General features: G+C 70.6%; 19 protein-coding genes. 15 read left to right on the top strand and 4 right to left on the bottom strand.

Annotated elements, in window-relative coordinates:
• Positions 1-1,083 carry a neutral zinc metallopeptidase gene (locus SD37_RS35550; RefSeq protein ID WP_236725199.1) on the bottom strand — a complete coding sequence of 361 codons (1,083 nt, stop codon included), beginning with the start codon at positions 1,081-1,083 and terminating at the stop codon, positions 1-3.
• Between the two features lie 218 nt (positions 1,084-1,301).
• Here SD37_RS35550 and SD37_RS35545 point away from each other — a divergent pair, with 218 nt between their 5' ends.
• The 6 genes from SD37_RS35545 to SD37_RS35520 all read left to right on the top strand — a co-directional run bounded on the left by SD37_RS35545 (position 1,302) and on the right by SD37_RS35520 (position 7,327).
• Positions 1,302-2,414, top strand: a complete 1,113-nt coding sequence (locus SD37_RS35545) for a DUF7847 domain-containing protein (protein ID WP_044854686.1) — start codon at positions 1,302-1,304, stop codon at positions 2,412-2,414.
• Entirely contained in the window at positions 2,408-3,049 is a 642-nt protein-coding gene (locus SD37_RS35540) for a DUF4129 domain-containing protein (protein WP_044854687.1), read from the top strand. Before SD37_RS35545 ends, SD37_RS35540 begins: the two co-directional genes overlap by 7 nt.
• Positions 3,046-4,170, top strand: coding sequence for a DUF4350 domain-containing protein (locus SD37_RS35535; RefSeq protein WP_044854688.1), 1,125 nt, complete (start codon positions 3,046-3,048; stop codon positions 4,168-4,170). Before SD37_RS35540 ends, SD37_RS35535 begins: the two co-directional genes overlap by 4 nt.
• A gap of 26 nt (positions 4,171-4,196) precedes the next feature.
• The gene (locus SD37_RS35530) at positions 4,197-5,156 is read left to right on the top strand and encodes an AAA family ATPase (protein WP_044854776.1); all 960 of its coding nucleotides are present in this window, start codon (positions 4,197-4,199) and stop codon (positions 5,154-5,156) included.
• Positions 5,156-6,442 carry a DUF58 domain-containing protein gene (locus SD37_RS35525; protein WP_044854689.1) on the top strand — a complete coding sequence of 429 codons (1,287 nt, stop codon included), beginning with the start codon at positions 5,156-5,158 and terminating at the stop codon, positions 6,440-6,442. The genes SD37_RS35530 and SD37_RS35525 overlap by 1 nt, the downstream gene beginning before the upstream one ends.
• A gap of 102 nt (positions 6,443-6,544) precedes the next feature.
• On the top strand, positions 6,545-7,327 hold the full coding sequence (locus SD37_RS35520) for an RICIN domain-containing protein (protein WP_044854777.1): 783 nt from the start codon (positions 6,545-6,547) through the stop codon (positions 7,325-7,327).
• Between the two features lie 68 nt (positions 7,328-7,395).
• On the opposite strand, the gene SD37_RS35515 is transcribed toward SD37_RS35520, so the two are convergent.
• Both SD37_RS35515 and SD37_RS35510 read right to left on the bottom strand, forming a co-directional pair.
• A complete protein-coding gene (locus SD37_RS35515) occupies positions 7,396-8,469 on the bottom strand; it encodes a hypothetical protein (RefSeq protein WP_044854690.1) in 1,074 nt (357 codons plus the stop codon).
• Positions 8,470-8,486: 17 nt separating this feature from the next.
• Positions 8,487-9,494: a stage II sporulation protein M gene (locus tag SD37_RS35510; protein ID WP_044854691.1), complete on the bottom strand. Its 1,008-nt coding sequence runs from the start codon at positions 9,492-9,494 to the stop codon at positions 8,487-8,489.
• A 61-nt stretch (positions 9,495-9,555) separates the two neighbouring features.
• On the opposite strand from SD37_RS35510, the gene SD37_RS35505 reads away from it, so the two are divergent.
• The gene (locus tag SD37_RS35505; protein WP_044854692.1) at positions 9,556-10,479 is read left to right on the top strand and encodes an RDD family protein; all 924 of its coding nucleotides are present in this window, start codon (positions 9,556-9,558) and stop codon (positions 10,477-10,479) included.
• 62 nt (positions 10,480-10,541) lie between these two features.
• Here the strand turns inward: SD37_RS35505 and SD37_RS35500 are convergent, their stop codons facing one another.
• Positions 10,542-12,032: a neutral zinc metallopeptidase gene (locus tag SD37_RS35500; protein WP_236725197.1), complete on the bottom strand. Its 1,491-nt coding sequence runs from the start codon at positions 12,030-12,032 to the stop codon at positions 10,542-10,544.
• A gap of 99 nt (positions 12,033-12,131) precedes the next feature.
• Between SD37_RS35500 and SD37_RS35495 the strand changes: the two genes are divergently transcribed.
• From SD37_RS35495 to SD37_RS35460, 8 genes are all read left to right on the top strand, one after another.
• Positions 12,132-13,901 (top strand): DUF2207 family protein, encoded by a 1,770-nt coding sequence (locus tag SD37_RS35495; RefSeq protein WP_044854693.1) that lies wholly within the window; start codon positions 12,132-12,134, stop codon positions 13,899-13,901.
• A 1-nt stretch (position 13,902) separates the two neighbouring features.
• Positions 13,903-15,510 (top strand): DUF2207 family protein, encoded by a 1,608-nt coding sequence (locus SD37_RS35490; RefSeq protein WP_044854694.1) that lies wholly within the window; start codon positions 13,903-13,905, stop codon positions 15,508-15,510.
• A gap of 21 nt (positions 15,511-15,531) precedes the next feature.
• Positions 15,532-16,836: a M16 family metallopeptidase gene (locus SD37_RS35485; protein WP_065913046.1), complete on the top strand. Its 1,305-nt coding sequence runs from the start codon at positions 15,532-15,534 to the stop codon at positions 16,834-16,836.
• The gene (locus SD37_RS35480) at positions 16,833-18,212 is read left to right on the top strand and encodes a M16 family metallopeptidase (protein ID WP_044854696.1); all 1,380 of its coding nucleotides are present in this window, start codon (positions 16,833-16,835) and stop codon (positions 18,210-18,212) included. The genes SD37_RS35485 and SD37_RS35480 overlap by 4 nt, the downstream gene beginning before the upstream one ends.
• Positions 18,209-19,222, top strand: coding sequence for an NAD(+) diphosphatase (gene nudC, locus SD37_RS35475; RefSeq protein ID WP_044854697.1), 1,014 nt, complete (start codon positions 18,209-18,211; stop codon positions 19,220-19,222). Before SD37_RS35480 ends, nudC begins: the two co-directional genes overlap by 4 nt.
• A gap of 95 nt (positions 19,223-19,317) precedes the next feature.
• Positions 19,318-19,563, top strand: coding sequence for a hypothetical protein (locus SD37_RS35470; RefSeq protein ID WP_044854698.1), 246 nt, complete (start codon positions 19,318-19,320; stop codon positions 19,561-19,563).
• A 244-nt stretch (positions 19,564-19,807) separates the two neighbouring features.
• Entirely contained in the window at positions 19,808-21,058 is a 1,251-nt protein-coding gene (locus SD37_RS35465; RefSeq protein ID WP_044854699.1) for an ROK family transcriptional regulator, read from the top strand.
• A gap of 64 nt (positions 21,059-21,122) precedes the next feature.
• Complete coding sequence (locus tag SD37_RS35460) at positions 21,123-22,451, top strand: extracellular solute-binding protein (protein ID WP_174567928.1); 1,329 nt, start codon at positions 21,123-21,125, stop codon at positions 22,449-22,451.
• Position 22,452 lies beyond the last annotated feature (1 nt).

Below are 22,452 nucleotides of genomic sequence, written 5' to 3'. Positions count from 1 at the left end.
TCAGGAGACGGCGCTGGCCGGGGCCGAGAAGGTGTTGCAGTCGGCCACCCGGTTGTTGCTCGCCCCCGCGCGCCACCAGGACGCGTAATGCGCGTTCGTCCCGTGGTCCTGGCTGCGCGAGGTGTTGTCGCCCCGGGTCTCCTGGTCGTTCCAGGCCTTGTTGTACATGTCCCGGGTGACCGTGCCGCCCTGGTCGACGTGCGCGCCGAGGAACATCCCGGAGAAGCACTGCGCCTGCAGTTCCTTGCGCCGCGACATCTCCAGCCCGGCGGGGCTGTTCTGGCCCGCGTCGTAGATCTTCTGCCAGGCCGCGTCCATCAGCCCGGCGACCTCCTGCACGTGATGCCCGTACTCGTGCGCGAAAAGGGCCAGGTAGACGCCGGGGTTGTTGCCGTACTGGTCGGTCTGCAGACCCCGGAACGGCACGTAGAGGTTGTTCTCGCAGTAGTAGGCCGCCGTCGCGATGCCGACCTGGATCGTGCCGCATTCGGTTTCGAAGCTGGCGCCGGTCGGGAAGTGCAGCGCGGGCGGGGTGAACGGCAGGCGGTAGGCCTCCAGGAACGGGCCCCACGCGTTGTCGAGGCATTTGCCCGCCGCGGTGAAGAACGCCTCGGCGGCCTGCTGGCTGCTCTGCCACTGCGGCAGCGTGCAGACGCGGTTCTGCAGGCCGGCATTGGGATCCTGGAGGATCGGGTGATCGGCGAGCTTGAGGATCTTCTGCGGCCCGCTCGGCGAGGACGGCGTCCTGGACGGCGACGTCGGGAACGGGTCCGGTGAGGACGAGGGTGACGACGACCCGCTCGGCGGCAGCGCCGCCGGGGAAGTCGGGTTCGGGGAGTTCTGGTAGCCCGCGTTCGCTACGTGATCGTTGTCGTCACGATTGAGTGAAACGATGGCGACCAGACCGAGGGCCAGGACGGCGACCGCGCCGAGGCAGATCCCGATGATCGCGCCCGTCGACCGGCGTGGCGGCGTCGGGAACCGGTGCGGCGCACCGTGCCACTGCGCAGGGGGCTGGCCGTGCACCGGCGGTGGCTGGACGGCGCCGCGTGGCGGCCACTGGCCGTGGGGCGGTTGCGTCATCAAGTCGGTCCCGGTGGTTCTAGGGGCGAACCGGGGGTACCCGGCCCGATGTTCAGCATAACGAGCTAATGGCACTCCCTCCCACTGCTCGGCTGCAGAGGGTATCCATGGTGAGGCGAGCGGTCACCCATCAGTGTCTTCACCCCAGCTCTCGCCGGGTGTCGGACCCTCTGGAAGAGTGTGCGCAAGCACTGCGCAAGGGGTAAGGGGCTGTCGCGATGACGGAGACCGGTGGATCGTCAGGGCCGGAAGGCACCGAGACGCCGAAGCCGCAGGAAGACACACCGACGCCGCCGCAGGGGGAAAGGTCGTCCTCGACGGCGCCGGAGCAGCAATGGCAGTCCCCGTCGGGAGCGACGACGCCGCCTCAGTCTCCGCCGCCGTCCTATCAGCCCTATCAGCCGCAGGCGCCGCAGCCGAACTGGAAGGTCGGCCTCGGCAGGCCGGGGGTCATCCCGCTGCGCCCGCTGAACCTCACCGACATCCTCGACGGCGCGATCACGGCGATGCGCCGGTACTGGCGCATGGTCTTCGGCGCCGCCGCGGTGACCGCCGTGCTCACCGCGGCCATCAACCTGGTCGGGCTGCTGCTGGTCGACACCGGCGCCGACCTCGAGCGGGTGCGCGATCTCGGCCCCGCGGCCACCGATCAGGAACTGATGAACCAGATGCTGAGCATCCTGGGCGGCACGCTGGCGTCCTCGTTCATCACCCTCGTCGCCACCCTGCTCGGGACGACCGTCCTCACCGGATTCCTGACCGTCCTGATGGGCAAGGCCGTGCTGGGCAAGCCGGTCACCTTCAAGGAGGCCATGAAGGAGGCGACGCCGCGGCTGCTGCCGCTGCTCGGCCTGACCGTGCTCTACACGCTGGCGATCATGGTCGCGGCGATCTTCTGCCTGCTGCCCGCGATCATCCCGTTCACCTTCTGGGCGCTGGCCAGCCCGGCGTTCATCCTGGAGCGCGGCACCGTGATGGAGGCGTTCCGCCGCTCGGTGAAGCTGGTTTCGGGGATGTTCTGGCGGGTCTTCGGCATCCTGCTGCTGGCCACCGTGATCTCCTCGTTCCTGGCGTCGATCATCACGCTGCCGTTCAGCTTCAGCGCGTTCATGTCGATCTTCGGCAACCTGGACCAGGTGTACATCCCGTCGACCGGTGACCTGATCCTGCAGTCGGTGGGCACCGTGGTCGCGCAGACGATCGTCGGGCCGTTCACCGCGCTGGTCACCGTGATCCTCTACATCGACCAGCGCATGCGCCGCGAGGGCATGGACATCGAACTGGCCCGAGCGGCCGGGATCACGCCGCCGCCTCCGCCCCAGGCATGGTGACGCCCTTCCTCACCGACGTCCCGGTCGACATCGACCGGGACACCGCCCGGCTGCGCGCCACCGAGGAGCTTTCCGGCTCGGCGTACCAGGCCGCGAAACCGAGTTGGCTCTCCGAGGCCTTCAACTGGGTTCTCGAAAAGCTGCTGGGTTTCTTCGACACCGTCGACAGCGCCGTGCCCGGCGGGATCTTCGCCGTGGTGCTGCTGCTCGTCGTGCTGATCGTGCTGATCGTGGTGATCCGGCTGCGGTCCGGCCCGCTGGCGACGTCGGCCAGGGCCGAACGGGCCGTGTTCGCCGGGCGGCGCAAGGCCTCCCGCGAACACCGCGTGGCGGCCGAGGCGGCCGCGGCCCGGGGCGACTTCGACGACGCCGTCCGCGAGATGTTCCGCGCCGTGGTGCGGTCCTTGGAGGAACGGGCGCTGCTGGACGAGAAGTCCGGCCGGACGGCCGACGAGGCCGCCCTCGAAGCCGGACGGCTGCTCCCGGACGTCGCCGACGCCCTGCGCGTCGGCGCCCGGCTGTTCGACGATGTCCACTATGGAGGGATACCGGCCGCCGAGTCCGGTTACCGGTCACTGTCCGAATTGGACGAACGCTGCCGTCGCTCGCGGCCCGTCGCACTGGCGGCCGGATGACCTCGGTTTCGCCCGACGCCCGCCGGATCTGGCGCGGGGTACGGCTCCCGCTCGCGGTCGTCTTCCTCATCGTGCTGACCGGGACGCTGCTGGTCCTCGCCCGCGGAGAGCAGACCACCGGCGCGCTCGAACCGGGTTCGTACGAGCCTGGCGGCGGCCGCGCGCTGGCGACCCTGCTGGAACGGGAAGGCGTCAAGATCCCGGTGGTGCGCACCGCCGCCGCGGCCAAGGGTGTCGCGAGGGACGCGACCGTCTTGATCACCCAGCCCGCTTACGTGCCCAAGGAGACCTTCGCCGAGATCCGGCGGAGCGCCCAGCATGTCGTGCTGGTGCGGCCGAGTCCCGGCACGCTCGACGAAGTCCTCCCCGGCGTACGGGCGACAGGCCAGCTCGAAACCAAGACCCGGGCCCCGGACTGCCAGGCGGTGGATCCCGTCGCGGCGGGCGGCGCGACGATGGGCGGCGTGAAGTACGCGGCGACGCAGCCGCGAGCCCAGGAATGTTACGGCGGCTCGTATCTCGAAGTCCCGGGTCCACAAGGGACGGTGACGGTGCTCGGCACGCCGGAACCGCTGACCAACGAGCGGCTCGCGGACGAGGGCAACGCGGCGCTCGCGATGCGGCTGCTCGGGAAGCACGAGCGGCTGGTCTGGTATCTGCCGACGCCGGGGGATCCGTCGCTCGAAGCGGAGAAGAAGCCGTTGTCCGAACTGATCCCGGCGGGCTGGTCGTACGCGGCCTTGCAGGCCGGGATCGCGGTGGTCCTGCTGGCGCTGTGGCGGTCGAGGAGACTGGGGCCGGTGGTGTCCGAGCCGATCCCGGTCGTGGTGCGCGCGGCCGAGGCCACCGAGGGACGGGCCCGGTTGTACCGCAAGGCGAAGGCCGCCGCGCACGCCGGGGAGACCTTGCGCGAGGCGGCCCGCGCGCGGCTTCGGCCGTTGCTGGGGCTGACCCGCGACGCCGAACCCGCGGCACTGGTGCAGACCGTCGCCGCGCGCACCGGCCGGGCCCCGGCCGAGGTCGGCGCGCTGCTGTACGGGGATCCGCCCGCCGACGACGCCGCGCTGGTGCGGCTGGCGGACGGACTCGACGTCGTGGAACGAGAGGTGGAGCGGTCTTGAGTACCGAACAGACCGGACAGTCCAGTGTGGACGGTGCGGCCGAAGCGCGGGCGGCGCTGATCGCGTTGCGCGCCGAGGTCGGGAAGGCCGTCGTCGGCAACGACGCGGCCGTCACCGGGCTCATCATCGCGTTGCTGTGCCGGGGACACGTCCTGCTCGAAGGCGTTCCGGGCGTGGCGAAGACGCTGCTCGTGCGGGCCTTGGCCGCGGCGCTGGACCTGGAGACGACCCGGGTGCAGTTCACGCCGGACCTGATGCCGGGCGACATCACCGGATCGATCGTCTACGACGCGCACAGCGGCGAGTTCTCCTTCCGCGAGGGCCCGGTGTTCACCAATCTGCTGCTGGCCGACGAGATCAACCGCACGCCGCCGAAAACGCAGTCGGCCCTGCTGGAGGCGATGGAGGAGCGGCAGGTCTCCAGCGACGGCAAGACCCGGCCGCTGCCCGATCCGTTCATCGTCGTCGCGACGCAGAACCCGGTCGAATACGAAGGCACGTACCCGCTTCCCGAGGCCCAGCTGGACCGGTTCCTGCTGAAGCTGACCATGCCGACGCCGTCGCGAGACGAAGAGTTCGGCATCCTTTCCCGGCACGCACAGGGTTTCGACCCGCGGAACCTGACCGCGGCCGGGATCACCCCGGTCGCCGGGATCGCCGAACTCGAGGCGGCGCGGCGCGCGGTCGCCGGGGTCACCGTCCGGCCGGAGGTGCTCGCCTACATCGTCGACGTCTGCCGGGCGACGCGGGAACTGCCGTCCGTGCGCATCGGTGTCTCGCCGCGTGGCGCGACCGCGCTGCTGGCGGCGACGCGGGCGTGGGCGTGGCTCGCGGGCCGCGACTACGCCACCCCGGACGACGTCAAAGCCCTGGCGCGGCCGTCGTTGCGGCACCGGCTCGATCTGCGGCCCGAGGCCGAACTCGAAGGCGCGACCGCCGACGGCGTACTGGACCGCGTCCTCGCGTCCGTGCCCGTTCCACGCTGATGGCCGTCACCGGGCGGCTCGGGCTGCTGGCGCTCCTCGCGGCGCCGGTGGTCGGTCTCCTGCTGCCCGGTTGGGCCGGGATCGGACTGGCCGCCGCGGTGCTGCTTCTGCTGGTGGTACTGGATCTCCTGCTCGCCGGGAGTGTGCGGCGGCTGCGGTTCGCGCGGTCCGGCGCGACTTCCGTCCGGCTCGGGGAGGCCTGCGAGGTCACGCTGACCGTGGCCAATCCCGGTGGCCGTCCGGTGCGCGCGAAGCTGCGGGACGCCTGGCCGCCCAGCGCCGGCGCGGACGACCGGCACCGCTTGTCCCTGCCCGCGGGCGAACGTCGCGTCGTGACCACCCGGCTCCTGCCGACCCGGCGCGGCGACCGGCGGGCGGCCAGGGTCACCGTCCGGTCGGTCGGGCCGTTGGGGCTCGCGGCACGGCAGGGTTCGCACGACGTGCCGTGGACCGTACGGGTGCTGCCGCCGTTCCACAGCCGTAAGCATCTGCCGTCGCGGCTGGCGCGGCTGCAGCAGCTCGACGGCCGCAACGCGGTGCTGATCCGGGGCCAGGGCACGGAATTCGACTCGTTGCGCGAGTACGTGATCGGCGACGACGTCCGCTCGATCGACTGGCGCGCCTCGGCGCGCGCGTCCGACGTCATGGTGCGGACCTGGCGCCCCGAACGCGACCGGCAGGTGGTGCTGGTCCTCGACACCGGCCGCGTTTCGGCGGGCCGGGTGGGGGACGCGCCGCGGCTCGACGCGGCGATGGACGCGGCCCTGCTGCTGGCTGTGCTCGCCGCGCGGGCGGGTGACCGCGTCGACCTCTTCGCCTACGACCGTCAGGTCCAGGCCGCGGTCCAAGGTTCGACGGAGCTGTTGCCCGCCTTGGTGAACGCGATGGCGCCGCTCGAACCGTCGCTGATCGAGACCGACGCGCGCGGCATGGTCGCGGAGGTGCTGCGGCGGACCCGGCGGCGCGCGCTGGTCGTCCTGCTGACCGGACTGGACGCGGCGCCGCTGGAAGAAGGCCTGTTCCCGGTGTTGTCCACGCTGACTTCGCGGCACCAGCTGGTGGTCGCGTCGGTGGCCGATCCGCGGGTGGCCGAGATGGCGGCGGGCCGTGGTGACGCGGAGGCCGTCTACGACGCGGCCGCGGCCGAGTGGGTGCTGGCCGAACGGCGCCAGGTCACCGCGCGGCTGGCGCGGCACGGGGTCGAGGTCGTCGACGCCGTGCCGGAGGAACTGCCGCCGCGGCTGGCCGATCGGTACCTCGCGCTGAAGGCGGCCGGGCGTCTCTGAAGTCGTGGGGCGCTGAACCCGATGGTGTGGTGCCGGTTGGCGCCGGGCGGCGCGGGCTGTTAGGTCGGGGAGGGATCCAGACCGACAGGATTGGGGTTCGGCTTGCGCAGGATCGTGCTGTTGTCCGCGTTGCTCCCGCTTGTGCTGCTCGTATCGCCCGCCTCGGCGCAACCCGCCGGCACGCCGGTCTACCTCGCGGAAGGCGGCGGGATCCTTTCGCTGGCCGCGGCCGACGGGAAGCCCGTCCTCGCCGACGCGAAGGACGCCGGGGCGCAGTGGGTGTACGACAAGGCGGCGCTTTCGTACAAACATGTCGCGAGTGGACAGTGCCTGGCGGCGATCAGCCCGGTCGACGGCATCGGGGTCAAACTCGTGGTCTGCGACGGCAAGGACCGCTACCAGCAGTGGCGCCGCAACGCCGGACTGCCCGGCCTGGTCCTGCTGGCGAACGTGGCGACCGCGCGCTGCCTGACCGCGGAGACGCCGACGGCCGGATCGCGGCTGTATCAAGAGGTCTGTTCGCTGCCGGGCCTGGCCAACACCTGGGCCGCCGGGGTGCGGACGCTCGCGATCCTGTCCGGCAACGGCCAGCGGCTGTCGACGAAGACGCCCGGGCAGCCGTTCACCGTCCGGGTGATCGGGGAGAACGGCCAGCCCGCGGCCGACGTGCCGGTGAACTTCTTCGTCCGCGCCGCGCGGCCGAAGAACGTGCTGGTCTTCGAGGGCGGTGCCGAGACGGCGTCGGCGAAGACCGGTGCCGACGGGGCGGCGTCGAGCCCGAAGATCGTCCTGACCGAACCCGGCGAATTCGAGATCCGGTTCGCGGGCAGCGCGAGCCTGGAGGACGGGAACAGCATCGCCTTCGAGGGCAGCTGCACCTGCTGAACCGGCCTCGTGAGTGGTAATGACGGTTAGAACCGCCATTACCACTCACGAGCAGCTGTACCGAACGGCTAGGCGACCAGGGCGAAACTCGCGTAATACTCGCCCGCCGGATCCCGGGGGTCGCTCCGGTCGGGACTGACCTCGGCGCCGACCCAGCCCTGGAACGCTCCCGCGTCGTCGATCACCTGCAGCAGCGGGCGGACGTGGCTGTTGCCGACATAGCACCCGTTGTAGGACAGGCATTCGCACCAGAACTCGTAGCTGTTGCGCCGTCCGCCGAAGGCGTCGCTCAGGTAGTAGAACCGCCGGTCGCCGGTGTCGATGATCTTCTGTGCGCACGCCTCGTAGCCGGGACCGGCGGGACAGCAGGAGGTCGGAGCGCAACCGGAGTCGTATTGCACGTATCCCAGGCACGATCCGTCGTCGCAGTTGTTCCACGCGGGGCCGACGCCCAGCGCGCCGCTGCCGCCGCGGGTCCAGGTGGTGATCGCCCGGTGGTTAACCCCCTGTCCTTCGAGCAGATACGACCGCTGGGTCGCGCGCACCGTGCTCATCGGGGCTTTGCTGGTCTGCGCGAGGGAGGCGTTGCTGCCGTAGGCGATGCCGCTCGTGATCGAGTAGGTGTCGCTGACCAGGCTCATCCGGCCGAGACCTGGCCGCGCCTCCGAAACCGCCCATGTCTCCCCGAGGTTCACGGGTGTGGTGGTGCCGTCGATGGTGCTGCTGGTCCAGGTGATGGTCACTTTCCCGGAGTTCTCGGCGTAGGTGCCGGTGAAGTGGCCGTTCGGTGCACCGGTGAAGCCTGGCGCGGTTTTGATCGGGCAGTTGTTGCGGGGATTGGAACCCGGTGCCGGGCCACCGCAGTAGTAGACGTCGCCGCTGTTGACCGGAACGGGGCGATCCGCCTGATTCCAGGTCCAGAAATTGTGCGCGACGGTGTTGTCGGCCTGGTTGAACACGAGATAGCCGAGCCGGACGTAATTGCGGTCGGCGTCGGTGCGGAATCCGCCGACGCTCACCACCCAGTTCTGTTTGCCCAGCGGCGCGGACGACGTTTGCGCCTGGGATGCGCCGACCAGGAGCGTCGAGGCGAGCAGGGACAGGACGAGGATCGCGAACCCGCGTAAACGTTTTCTCCCCATGGGGGCAGCTAACCAGTTCAGCCAGCTTCTGGTCGAGAATCTCCAGCGTATCGCCAGTCGACATCACCCGTTTCCCCCGCTTTCGCGGCCCTTCGCCCGACCACGAACACGTAGAGCAAGAACGCGACCTCGGCGATTACGCCGATTCCGATCCGCGCCCAGGTCGGCAGGCCCGACGGCGTCACGAAACCCTCGATCACGCCGGAGATCAGCAGCACCACGGTCAGTCCCAGCGCCATCACCACGACCGACCGGCCCTGTTCGCCGAGTGCCGCGGTCCGGGAGCGGCGTCCCGGGTCGATGACCGTCCAGCCGAGCTTCAGCCCCGTCCCGGCCGCGACGAACACCGCGGTCAGCTCCAGCAAGCCGTGGGGCAGGATCAGGCCGAAGAACACGTCGAGCCGTCCGGCCGAGGACATCAGCGCCGCGCCGATCGCCAGGTTCAGCGAGTTCGCCCACAGCGCGTAGATCACCGGGACGCCCAGCACCACGCCGAGGAAAAGGCAGGTCGCTGCCACCCACGCGTTGTTTGTCCACACGCGTGCCGCGAAGGAGCCCGCGGGGTCGGACGAGTAGTACGTCTCGTACTTCCCGCCCGGCGCGGTCAGATCCTTGAACTCCTCCGGCGAGGCCAGCGACGCGAGCACATGGGGGTCACCGGCGATCCACACCGCCGCGATCGCCATCACCGCGATCGACGCCGCCGCCGACGCGAGCCACCAGCGCCTGCTCAGGTACAGCGCCGCGGGGAACCGCCGGGTGAAGAAGAGGCCGACCTCTCGCCAGGCGGGGCTGTGCGAGCCCGTGACGGCCGAGCGGGCCTTCGCGACCAGGCCGGACAGGTGCGCGACGAGTACGGGATCGGGTGCGACCGAGCGGATGATCGAAAGATGCGTCGCGACCCGCTGGTACAGCGTCACCAGCTCGTCGGCGTCCGGGCCGCTGAGCTTCCCGGCGCGGCCGACGAGGTCGCGCAGGCGGTTCCATTCGGCCTGGTGCGCGGCGACGAACACGTCCACGTCCAACTCGGAGCCCTCCCGGCGATCGTCCTTGGTCGCCCAGCCTATTCGTCACTACGCTTGCCGGGTGGAACAAGAGTCCGAACTCGTCACCGGCGAGGCCGTCGTCCTGGACGTGCGCGCGGCGAAGCTGGCCAGCCGCGGGCTCGCCATGATGATCGACGTCGCCCTCCAGCTGTTCGCGTTGTTCGTCGCGGTGCTGGTACTGAGCCAGGTCGCCGCGTTCGGTGACGACGCGCTGGCGGTGACCCTGTTCCTGGTGACCCTGGTGCTGATCATGGTCGGCTACCCGGTGATCTTCGAGACGCTCAGCCGGGGCCGGAGCCTCGGGAAGATGGCGCTCGGGCTGCGGGTGGTCCGCACCGACGGCGGGCCGGTCCGGTTCCGGCACGCGCTGGTCCGCGGGCTCGCCGGGTTCTTCATCGACTTCTGGGCGCTGGGCCTGCTCGGCGTGGTGGCGGTGGTCACCTCGCTGCTGTCGACCAACGGTCGCCGCGTCGGCGACTACCTCGCCGGCACCCTGGTGATCCGCGAACGCATGCCCGCTTCCCGGACGCCTTACGTCGGGATGCCGCCACAGCTCGCGTACTGGGCTTCGCAGCTGGATCTGACCCGGTTGCCGAACGAGCTGGCGCTGGCCGTCCGCCAGTACCTGAGCCGCACGAGCGAGCTTCGTCCCGAAGCGGCCGAAGCCCTCGGATACGGGCTCGCGCAGCAGGTCGCGGGCGTGATCGGGACGCCGGTGCCGCCGGGCGTGCCGTCGTGGGCGTACCTGTCGGCGGTGCTGGCCGAGCGACGGCGGCGGGATCAGGCGAAGCTGCAACCGGCTGTTCAGTACGCGCCGTCCGCGCACTACCCGCCGGCCGTCCAGTACCCGCAACCCACGCAGGCAGCCCAGTACCCGCAGGCCCCCGCCCCCGCCCCGGTCACCCAGCCGCAGGCGGCTCCCCCAGAGCCGACCCCGGAGAACCCCTTCGCCCCGCCAGGCTGACCCAAGCGCGTGAAGGCCCCCTTCCCTCGGCTCAGCCGAGGGAAGGGGGCCTTCACGCGCGGTCAGGACACGTCGGAGGAGTTCGCCGCCCACGTGTTGCATTGCGCCATCCGGTTCTTCTGCGCGCCGTGCTGCCACCACGAGATCGCGTGCGCGTCGGTGCCGTGGTCGCGCGGGCCGCCGTTGTGGTCGCCGCGGTCCTGCGAACCCCACGCGTCCCGGTACATCGCCTGATCGACCGAGCCGCCGCGGCCCACCGTCGACCCGAGGAACGTCCCGGAAAGACACTGCGCCGAAAGCTCGTTCCGACGCGACATCTCCAGCCCCTCCGACGAGTCGACACCGGCGTCGTACCGCGCGTCCCAGTAGGCCTCCATGACCCCGGAGAGCGCTTGGACGTGGTGCGCGTACTCATGCGCGAAGACCGCCAGGTAGACCCCGGGCTTGTTGCCGTACTGATCGGCCTGAAGCCCTTCGTACGGCATGTACAGCGTTTCGTTCTGTGAGCAGTAGAACGCCGCCACCGCACCGCCGCTGGCGTCGCCGCACGGGCTCGACCAGTTCTTGCCGGAGGGGTACTTCACGGTCGGGATCCGGAACGGCAGCTTCGTGTAGCTCATGACCTGCTGCCACACGCTGTCCAGACAGGGACGCGCGCTTTCGAAGAACGCCGACGACGCGCTCGGGTTGCTGGCCCAGCGCGAGAGGTTGCACGGCTGGTTCGGCAGGCCGACGTCGGGATCGAGCCACAGCGGGTTGTCCGCCAGCTTGTGCTGCGCCTGCGGACCGGACGGGGCCCGGCTGGCCGAGGTCTCGCGGGACGAGCCGGTCGACGTCTCGCGCGTGCCGGTCGAGTCACGCGAACTGGTCGCGGTCGTCGTCGACGTGTCGCTGGAGGTGGTCGTGGTCGTCGAGTAGTCCGAAGAGGACGTCGTCGGGTACGCGCCGCTCGTGTACCCGGCGTCCGCGACGTGGTGCGAGCCGCTGTTCGCGATGGCGATCACCATGATCAGCCCGCCCATCACCGCCATCACGGCCACGATCGCGACGGCCGCGATGACCCCGCCGTTCGACTTCTTCGCGCGATATCCCCCGTAAGGCGTGAACGCGGGCTGCGCGAAACGCGGGCCGTAGGGAAGCTGCGGCGGGCCGACGGCACCGGGCTGGAACGGCATCGGGGCACCGATCCTCGGCGGCGGCAGCGGAGCCGCACCCGGTGGGGGCAGTGGCATCCCGCCGCTCGGCGGACCCGGCCGGTACGGCGGCGGGATCGGCGTCGGCTGTGAGATCGGCGGCCGTCCGGCACCAGGAGGACCCTGGTGACCCGGCTGTCCGGGGCGGCCAGGTGGCACAGGTGGAACCGGGCCACCACCGGGGCCCGGCCGGTTCGGCGGCGGCACCGGCGGCCTGCCCTGCGGGCCACCGCGCGGTGGCAGCGGGCGCGCGCCCGGCGGCGGCAGCGGACGGCCGCCCTGCGGTGGTCGCGGTGGCGGTGTGGACGGCGGAGTCGGCCGGCGCCGCGGATCAGGCGGGCCGGGCGGCTGCTGGTTCATCGAGTGGATCCCCCATGCGGTCGGCAACGCCGTTCGCCCAGGTGGCGGTTTCGGCGTTTCGGCGGTCAGCATAGATCGGCTGGCCTAGAGTGTGTGGCTGTGTTGACGAAATGGGGGACGGCGGTCGTGGCCGTCGCGGCGAGTACGGCCTTGATGGCCCCGCCGACGGATTCGAACGTGCCGAAGGCGCCCGAAGCGGGCCCTTCGCTGACCAACGCGCCGCAATTGCCGAAGCCGCCGCCGCTCGGCGCGCGCGGCCAGCTCGGACTGCTTCAGCCGCCGAGCGGTTCGGCCACGAACGTCGCGGTGAAGGTGGAACGCGACGGTTCGGTGTCGATCACCGAGCAGGTGACCGTCCCGGGTGGACAGCACCTGGTGCGGCGGATCCCGTTGAAGGTCCCCGCCACCGACGAGCAGGACCGGGTCTACGGCATCCGTGACGTCTCGGTGGAAGGCGCGGGCAAGACCGAGCTGACCGGTGAGCAGCTGATCGCCACCTTCGACGGCGGCGCGGCCACCCTCAAGTACAAAGTGGACGGAGCGGTCGCCGACATCACCGGCGCGCAGCAGGTGCGCTGGCAGGTCGCGAGCGGCTGGGACGGTGAACTGTCCCGGGTGTCCGCTTCGTTCAGCGCGCCGACGCGGGAAATGCCCACAGTGGACTGTTTCGCCGGGCCGCTCGGCTCGGACCGGCAGTGTTCGCTCGCGGAGACCGACCACAGCGGCGTCGTCCGCATCGAGCAGGACAAGCTCGCGGCCGGGGAGCGGGTCGACCTCGCCGTCCAGCTGCCGCCGGGCACCGTGCCCGCCAACGCGCGGTTCGAGCGGATCGCGTCGGTCGGCGGCGCGTTCGCCCTCACCACGCCCGCCGGCATCGGGTTCGGGGTACTGGCGCTGTTCCTGATCCTCGGCGCGGTCGCCGTCTGGCTGCTGCGCCGTCGCGACAAGGCGGCGCTCACCGCGGGCGCCGGCCCGGTCGACGTCCTCATGCGCGACGGCGATCGAGTGTCCTTCGCCTCGCCGGACGGTGTCCTGCCCGGGCAGGTCGGCACGGTCGTCGACGAGACGGTCGACGTCGTGGACGTCAGCGGCACGGTGGTCGACCTCGCGGTCCGCAACTACCTGTGGATCGCCGAGGTCCGCGGCGCCGGGACCGTCGATTGGCAGATCGCCCGCCGCAACGCGCCGGACGAGCACCTCGCCGGCTTCGAGCGCGAGATCTACACCGCGATCCTCCCCGAGGGCACCGATTCCGTGCTGCTGTCGGAACTTCGCGGCCGCGGCACCGTCGATCTCCGCGTCGCCGGTGAGGCGATGTACGCCGACGTCGTGCGCAAGGGCTGGTTCTCGCGCCGCCCGGACAAGTCCAGGAGCAAGTTCACGTGGGCGGGCATCGGCCTGGTCGCGCTCGGTCTCGTGGGCACCGTGATCTTGACGTTCACCGCCGGGCACGCGCTGCTCGGCGTCGCGGTCGCGCTCGCCGGGGTCGCCGTGTTGCTGGGCGCGTCGTGGGTGCCGCCGAAGACCTCGCGTGGCAGGCGCCTGGTCGGTCAGGTGCGCGGCCTCCTCGAATACCTGCACACGGTCAAGGTCGCCGACATTCCTTTGAGGGACCGGGAAATGGTGTTCTCCCGGTCGCTGCCCTACGCGATCGTGCTCGGCGACACCGAGCACTGGCTCCGGACGTTCGAGGCGCTCGACCCGTCGGCGGACGGTTCGGCCGGGCTGTACTGGTTCGGCGGCCTCGAAGGCGACCGGGACCTGCGCCGGTTCGCCGCGCACCTGCCGTCCTTCCTGTCCGCTTTGGACGGTCTGCTCGCCGAATCCGGTCACCTGCGCTCGATCCGCCCGGAACCGGTCCCCGCCTGACGTGAAGATCTGCTTGCTGGTCGGCCTCCTGCTGGTGCTGGGTGCGGCACCGGCGGGAGCGCAAAGCGAACCGCAACTGCCCACGTTGCCCAACAGCGCGGAGATCTCGCTCAAGGTGGAACGCGACGGCGCGCTGTCGGTCGTCGAGGCGGTCTCCGTGCCGAGCGAAGCGACGATGACCCGCCGCGTCCCGCTGCGGACGGCCGCCCCGCACGCCAGGGACCGGCTCATCGGCATCCGCGACGTCGTCATCGAGGGAGCCGGCGACTCCGAGCTGACCGACGACGAGTTCACCATCCGGCTCAAGGGCGGCACCTCGGTCGTCCGGTACACAGTGGACGGTGCGGTCGCCGAAGCCGACGGCCTGCTGCGGGTCGGCTGGCAGGTCGCGGGCGGCTGGGACACCGGCCTCGAACTCGTGCGCGCCAGCTTCGCCGCGCCCGCCATCCCGAACGCGGTCACCTGCTACGCCGGTCCCGAGGGCTCACGCGCGCACTGCGGGGCCGCGCAGATCGCGCATTCCGGGCTGACCCGGTTCAGCCAGCAGAACCTCGCCGCCGGGCAGCGGATGGAGATCTCGGTCGAGCTGCCGGGCGGCACCGTCCCGGCGAACGCGCGGCTGGAGCCGTCGAAGACCTTCGCCGGGGCCTTCGTGCTCACCGCGCCGGTCGGCTGGGCTTGGGGCGGCTTCGCGCTCGCGCTGGTCGTCGGGGCCGTGGCACTGGTCCTGCTGCGACGGCGTGACGAACAACCGGGCGGCGCCCTCCCGGTCCGCCTGCTCACCGGCAAGGACGAACAGGCCGCTTTCGCCTCTCCCGACGGCGTGCTGCCGGGACAGGTCGGGATCGTCCTCTCGGGTCGCGCCGACGCCGTCGACCTGGCGGCGACGGTCGTCGACCTCGCGGTGCGCAACTACCTGTGGGTGAGCGAGGAGCCGGGCGAACTGACCGACTGGCGGCTGGTCCGCCGCAATCCGCCGGACGAGCAGCTCACCGCGTTCGAACGCGCGGTGTTCGACCTCCTGCTGCCGGACGGGCGGGAGTCGGTGCTGCTGTCGGAGATCCAGTCCGCGGGGATCGGGATCGAAGCGGTCCGGGGCGCGCTGCACGACAGCGTGGTCGAACGCCGCTGGTATTCGCGGCGGCCCGGCAGGCTCACCCGGGCGGGCCTGCGGATCTGCGGCTACGGCCTGTTCCTCACCGTCCTGCTGGCACTGACCGTCGGCTACGCGCAACTCGGGCTGATCGCCATCGCCGCGGGCGCGGTACTCGCCGTCGCCGCCCGGTGGCTGCCGGTGCGCACCGGGGCAGGTGTCACGCTGCACAGGCGGCTGCTCGGCGTCCGTGACGTGCTGCTGGCGACCAAGGCGACGGCCGTCCCGAAGCTCGAACGCGAGGTGCTCCTTTCGCGGGCGCTGCCCTACGCGCTCGCTCTCGGCGAACAAGAGCATTGGGTCGCCGGATTTGCCGGACTCAAGGGTCCGCCCAAGATCTACTGGTACGGCAGGGAAGCCGACGGCGAGACCGAGATCGCGAGGGTGAGCGACTTCACCGCCGCGGTGGTGGGAACCTTCGCCGCGACCCGACAGGGTCGTCGCCTGAAGGCCTGACTAGCCCGTAGGGTGGTGCGCATGGCCGATCCCGAGCTTGTCCGATTCACCCTCGACAACGGTCTGCGCGTGGTGCTCGCGCCCGACGCGACCGCTCCGGTGGTGGGTGTCAGCGTCCACTATGACGTGGGCTTCCGTTCCGAGCCCGAAGGGCGCACCGGTTTCGCGCACCTCTTCGAGCATTTGATGTTCCAGGGGAGCGAGAGCCTGGAGAAGCTCGCGCACTTCCGGTACGTCCAGTCGAGTGGTGGCAGCTTCAACGGTTCCACCCATCCGGACTACACGGACTACTTCGAGGTGCTCCCCGCCGCGGCACTCGAACGCGCCCTGTTCCTCGAAGCGGACAGGATGCGGGCCCCGAAGCTGACGCAGGAGAACCTGGCCAACCAGATCGACGTGGTCAAGGAAGAGATCCGCCTCAACGTGCTGAACCGGCCGTACGGCGGGGTCCCGTGGATCCTGCTCCCGCCGGTGCTGTACTCCACGTTCCCCAACGCGCACAACGGTTACGGCGGTTTCGAGGACCTCGAACAGGCCACCCTGGACGACTGCGCGGCCTTCTTCGACACCTACTACTCGCCCGCGAACGCGGTACTGACCGTCGCCGGTGACTTCACCGTCGAGCAGGCCCGCGAGCTGATCGAGAAGCACTTCGGCGACGTGCCGTACCGGCCCGCCCCCGTGCGCCCGTCGTTCGCCGAGCCCGCCCCCGAGGGCGAGCTGCGCGGTGAAGAGGTGGATCAGCACGCCCCGCTGCCCGCGGTCGGCGTCGGCTACCGCATGCCGGACCCGATCAACGACCTCGACGGCTACCTGGCGAATCTCGTGCTCGCCGGCGTGCTGACCGACGGCGACGGTTCCCGGCTGCAGCAGCGCCTGGTGCACCGCGAGCCGCTGGTCGTCGACATCGGCGCCGGCGCCGGGCTGTTCGGCCCGTTCGAGGCCCGCGACCCGGACACGTTCACCATCACCGCGATCCACCCGCACGAGGTGAGCACCGATCAGGTCCTCGCCGCGCTGGACGAGGAACTGGAGAAGCTGGCGGCCACGCCGCCGGAGGACCAGGAACTGAAGAAGGTCACCGCGCGCTGGGCCGCGAGCCTGCACTCCGAGCACGACAAACTGGTGTCCCGCACGCTGGCGCTGGGCTCGTTCGAGCTGCTGTACGGCGACGCGTCGCTGGTGTACCGGCTCGCCGAGAAGATGTCGGCGGTCACCGCGGAAGCCGTTTCGGCGGCGGCGAAGGCACTGCGCCCGGATTCGCGCGCCGTCCTCGTCATCCGCCCGGGCAGTGGATCTTCAGAGCAGGAAGGTACCGAGCAGTGAGCGCACCGCACCGCACCGCCGAGGAGATCGGCCGCACGGCCACCGGGCCGCGTCCGGTCCCGCCGCTGGGGACGCAGCGCGCCGCCGCCGATCTGTCCCATGTGGACACCACGCTGAGCAACGGGCTGCGGGTGCTCGCCGTCCGCAAGGCCACCGTGCCGCTGGTCGAACTGCGGATGTGGATCCCGTTCGCCGGTGACGACGCCCTGCACCCGGCGACCGCCGAGGTGCTGGCCGAGACCCTGCTGACCGGCACCGCGCGCCGCGACCGCATCGAGATCGACGCCGACCTGGCGCTGATCGGTGGTGACCTGGCCTCGGGTGTCGACCCCGAGCGGCTGGCCATCACGGGTTCCTCGCTGGCCGACGGCCTGCCGACGATGCTCGACGTCCTCACCGACGCGCTCACCGGCGCCTCGTACGCGGACGCCGAGGTCGAGCGGGAACGCGAGCGGCTGATCGAGCGGATCGCCGTCTCGCGCACGCAGCCGAGGACGATCGCCCGCGAAGCCCTGCAGAAGCACCGTTACGGCGACCACCCGGCGACCCGTGAGGTGCCGAAGGCCGAGGACGTGGCGGTCGTGACGCCCGAGCAGGTCCGCGCGCTGCACCAGGCTTCGGTGCTGCCGAGGGGATCCGTGCTGGTGCTCGTCGGCGACATCGACCCGCAGACCGTCATCGGCGATCTGGAGAAGGCGCTCGGCGGCTGGGCTTCGGACCGCTCCGCCGTCCGCCTGCCCGCGCTGCCCGTCCTCACCGGCGGCGACGTCCTGCTCGTGCCGCGCGCCGGTGCCGTGCAGTCGCAGATCCGGCTGTCCGCGCAGACGGTTCCGCGGACGGACCCGGGTTACGCCGCGCTGCAGCTGGCGAACCTCGCCTACGGCGGGTACTTCTCGTCGCGGCTGGTCGAGAACATCCGCGAGGACAAGGGTTACACCTACAGCGCGCACTCCGGATTCGAGTTCACCGACCAGACCGCGGTGGTGAACATCGACGCCGACACCGCGACCGGGGCGACGGCGGCCGCCCTGCTGGAGACGCGGTACGAGCTGGCCAGGCTGGGTCTCGTGCCGCCGACCGCCGACGAGGTCGAGTCGGTGCGGCAGTACGCGATCGGTTCGCTGGTCACGTCGGCTTCGTCGCAGGGCGGGCTGGCGGCGCAGCTGTCCGCGCTCGCCGCGACCGGGCTGGGAGTCGAATGGCTCGCCGGGCATCCGGAACGGCTCGCCGCGGTCACCGCCGAAGACGTGGCCAACGCCGCACTGGAGTACTTCGCGCCCCAGCGCTTCACCGGGGTCGTCGTCGGCGACGCCGATGTCCTCGCGCCGAAGCTGAAGGCGCTGGGCGACGTGACCGTCGGGGAGCCGGCTGAATGAGCACACCGTTCGGGCTGGGGGCGCTCCCGACGCTTTCGCGCTCCACGGCGGACCGTCAGGAATCCTTGCGCACCAACCCGGACAGGCTCATCGAGCGCTGGCCGGACGCCCGGGTCGTGCTGCTCGACGAGCACGCCCGCACCCCGGTGATCGAGGGTTCCGGCGCACTCGCGACCCGCAAGACGCAGGACTTCGGCGCCGAGCCGCCCGCCGACGCGGTCTTCCTGGGGGAGTGGCAGGGCACCGACTTCTGGTCGCTGCCCGGCCACCCCGCCGGGGAGACGGAGACCGTCGAGATGGCGGGAAGCTGGGGCGTCGTCGAACAGGTCCCGCGCCACGAAGGTGAGATCTGGGTCGATCTGCGCGGCTACGGCGACCTGCTCGACGACACGTCGGCCGGGTTGTTCACCACCGCGCAGGCGCTGCGGAACTGGCGTCGGCAGGCGAAGTTCTGCGCGAGCTGCGGGAGCCCGGTCGAGGTGGTCCAGCTGGGCTGGGCGAGCAGGTGCACCGGCTGCGGCCGGGAGGAGTACCCGCGCACCGACCCCGCGGTGATCTGCCTCGTGCACGACGACGCCGGTGTCAACGGTGAGCACGTCCTGCTGGCCCGGCAGCCGATCTGGCCGCCGGACCGGTACTCGATCCTCGCCGGTTTCGTCGAGGCGGGGGAGTCGCTCGAAGGCTGTGTCGAGCGGGAGATCCGCGAAGAGGTCGGCGTCGAGGTGCGTGACGTGCGCTATCTCGGCAGCCAGCCGTGGCCGTTCCCGCGGTCGATCATGCTCGGCTTCTCCGCGCGGGCCGACATCTCTTCGACGATCGTGCCCGCGGAAGGCGAGATCGAAGAGGCCTTCTGGGTTTCGCGTGAGGAGGTGCGGGCCGCGTTCGCGAACAGCCAGCTGCGGAACGCGGGCGCCGTGCCGACGCCGATCGCCGGTGGTACGCGGCAGCTGGTGCTGCCGGGGAACTCGTCCATCGCGCGGGTGATGCTGGCGGCCTGGGCGGGCGTTTAGGCGGAGTTGGTGATTCGCCCACGGGCGCGAAGTTCGTTCGCTAAGCTCCCGGCGTCCACTTTCTGGATCATCGAGTCAGGACACTGGGGAAAGACATGAAGAACGCGTTGCGGCGGTTCGCCGTCGCCGGAGCCGCTGTCGCGGCCATCGCCTCGTTCAACGTCGTCAACGCCGGAGCGGCGCAGGCCTCGGACTACGAGTACTTCGATACGTACGAGAACCAAGATCGGTGCGGATCCGTCGGCTACCACGGCCAGATGGTCGGGGACTGGAACGGGTGGATGTGCTACCCCTCCAACGTGATCCCCTGGGCGTACGACCTGTACGTGCAGCCCAACTGATCAACGCGTAGCCGAAGGGCCGCTCAGGACACTCCTGAGCGGCCCTTTGTCGTCTGGCCGGTCGCACCGCCTCGCTCACCGTGCCCCCACGCGTACCCGCTGTGCGGAACATCGCAAGCGTTACCTCCCCGTTTCCCCACCCCGTTGACGGCTGTGGTTCGGCTCACTACAGTCCCCGGAAACCGTCTGTAAAGTTTCCTAACGAAGTCGGGAGCGAGTCCACGTGCGAGCCGGCAGTCCGCGAATGCTGCGCGAGATCAACGATCGCGCGGCCATCGAGGTCCTCCTCCGGGAGGGCCCGCTGACGCGTTCCGAGCTCGAGGTCGCGATCGGCCTGTCGAAGCCCGCGACGGCGCAGCTGCTCACCCGCCTCGAACAGGACGACATCGTCGGCAAGGCGGGCGTGCGCGGCGGGGGACGCGGGCCGCGGGCGCAGCTTTGGCAGGTCAACGGCGGTGTCGCCTACGTCGCGGCCGTGGACCTCACGCCCCAGCAAGCCGACTTCGTCGTCGCCGACGTCACGGGCGCGGTGCTGGCCGAGTACCAGGTCCCGTTGCCGGTCCACGAGGGCGCGGACGTCGTCGGCACCTTCGGCGCGGCGCTCACGAAGGTCGCGAACGACGCCGGGCTCGCCGCCACCGATCTCCGCCAGGTCGTCATCGGCGCGCAGGGTGCCTTCGATCCGCGGACCGGTCTGCTCTCGTCGGCGCCGCACATCCCCGGCTGGCTCGGCTTCGACGTGCCGAGCAGGCTCAGTGCGGAACTCGGCGTCGAGGTCACCATCGAGAACGACGTCAACCTCGTCGCGATCGTGGAAATGACCGTCGGCCAGGCAGTGGGCCTGGACGACTTCGTGATGATCTGGCTCAGCGACGGCGTCGGCGGCGCGGTAGTGGTCGGACGGCGGCTGCTGCGCGGGGCGACCGGCGGCGGTGGCGAGATCGACTGGATGCGCGTCCCCGATCCGGTTTCGGTCGCCCGGCGAGGAGAAAAACCGCGCGCGGGAGATCGTTTCGGTGACCTCGTCGCCTCACCCGCGGTCGTCGAACTGGCCGCCGCGCACGGGATCGAGGCCGAGACCGGCGCGGACGCCGTCACCCAAGCCCGCGAGAACAAGAACGAGGGCTTCCTCGACGACCTCGCCCGCCGTGTCGCGGGCGGTGCGGCCGGTCTCATCGCGGTCGTCGACCCCGAACTCGTCCTGCTATCGGGTGACACCAGCCGCGCGGGCGGCGAGGAGTTCGCCGCGCTGGTCGCGACCCGGCTGCACGAACTCGTCCTGCCCCGCACCCCCGTCGGGGTCGCTTCGGTGCAGGGCAACGCGGTGCGCGCGGGTGCGCTCCAATCGGCGCTCGCCACCGTTCGCAGGGACGTCTTCGGCGTCAACACCCCTTCGCTCCTCGGGCCCGGGCGGTCCGGGGCGGGAGAGCCCCACCCGATCGTGGCTGTCCCGGATTCACGAACAGAACCACCGTCTCCCGCCCCAACCAACTAGGAGGAGGGTCATGAGTTCCACGACCCAGGTTTCCAGAAGCGGCCGCCGTTGGCGCGGCTCGATAGTGCTCGGCGCGGTCACCGTCGCCGCACTGGTGTCCGCTTGTTCGGGCGCCGCGAGCGGCCCGAACTCCGGCTCGGGTGACGCGGCGGCCGCCCCCGCCGCGGACGCGAAGCTCACACTGACCGTCTACAGCAAGTTCGCCGACCGCGAGTACAACGTGGTCACCGCCGGGCTCAACAAGCTCAAGGCGAAGTTCCCGAACATCGAGATCAAGCACGAAGGTCAGCAGGACGACGACAAGATCACCCAGTCCATCCGCGGCGGCAACCCGCCGGACGTGGCGATCTCGTTCTTCACCGACAACCTCGGTGCGTGGTGCTCCACCGGCAGCTTCCAGGATCTCAAGCCCTACATCGACCGCGACAAGATCGACCTGACGCAGATCCCCGACGCGGTCCGCAGCTACACCGAGTTCCAGGGCAAGCGCTGCGCCATGCCGCTGCTCGCCGACGTCTACGGCTTCTACTACAACAAGGACATGTTCGCGGCGAAGGGCATCACCTCGCCGCCGAAGACGACCTCGGAACTGTTCGAGGCCACCAAGAAGCTGACCGAGTTCAACCCGGACGGCTCGATCAAGGTCGCGGGCTTCCTGCCGTCGATGCCGTTCTACGCCAACATGGCGCAGTACTGGGCCCCGAACTTCGGCGCCAGCTACCTCGGCCCGGACGGCCAGTCGCATCTGGCCGACAGCCCCGAGTGGAAGGCGATGTTCGACTTCCAGAAGCAGCTGGTCGACTTCTACGGCGGCCACGCCAAGGTCGAGCAGTTCAAGGCCGGGCTCGGCGAGGAGTACTCGGCGGACCACGGTTTCCAGCGCGGCAAGCTCGCGATGATGATCGACGGCGAGTACCGCACCGCGTTCATCAAGGACCAGGCGCCGGAACTGAAGTTCGGCACCGCGGCCCCGCCGGTGCTCGACAGCAAGCCGGACCGCTACGGCGGCGCGTTCACCACGGGCACGATCATCGCGATCCCCAAGGGCGCCAAGAACCCCGGTGCGGCTTGGGAACTGATCAAGCAGGTCACCCTCGACACCGCGACGCTGGTCGACCTGTCGAACGGCCTGAAGAACGTCCCCAGCACCAAGGCCGCGCTGACCGACCCGAAGCTCGAGGTCAACCCCGAGTTCAAGACGTTCCTCGACCTGTACAACGGCGGGAAGCTGCTGCCGAACCCGTCGACCCCGATCGGTGACGCGCACCTCAAGGCGGTCAACGACTTCGCGGAGAAGTGGCAGGCCGGGAACATTCCCGACATGGTCGCGGGCCTGAAGCAGGTCGACGCGCAGATCAACGACGAACTGGCCCAGAAACGCGCCGGCGGCTGAT

The organism is Amycolatopsis orientalis, assembly GCF_000943515.2.
Taxonomy (GTDB): Bacteria; Actinomycetota; Actinomycetes; order Mycobacteriales; family Pseudonocardiaceae; genus Amycolatopsis; species Amycolatopsis orientalis.
This window is presented reverse-complemented; position numbering and strand designations above follow the sequence as displayed.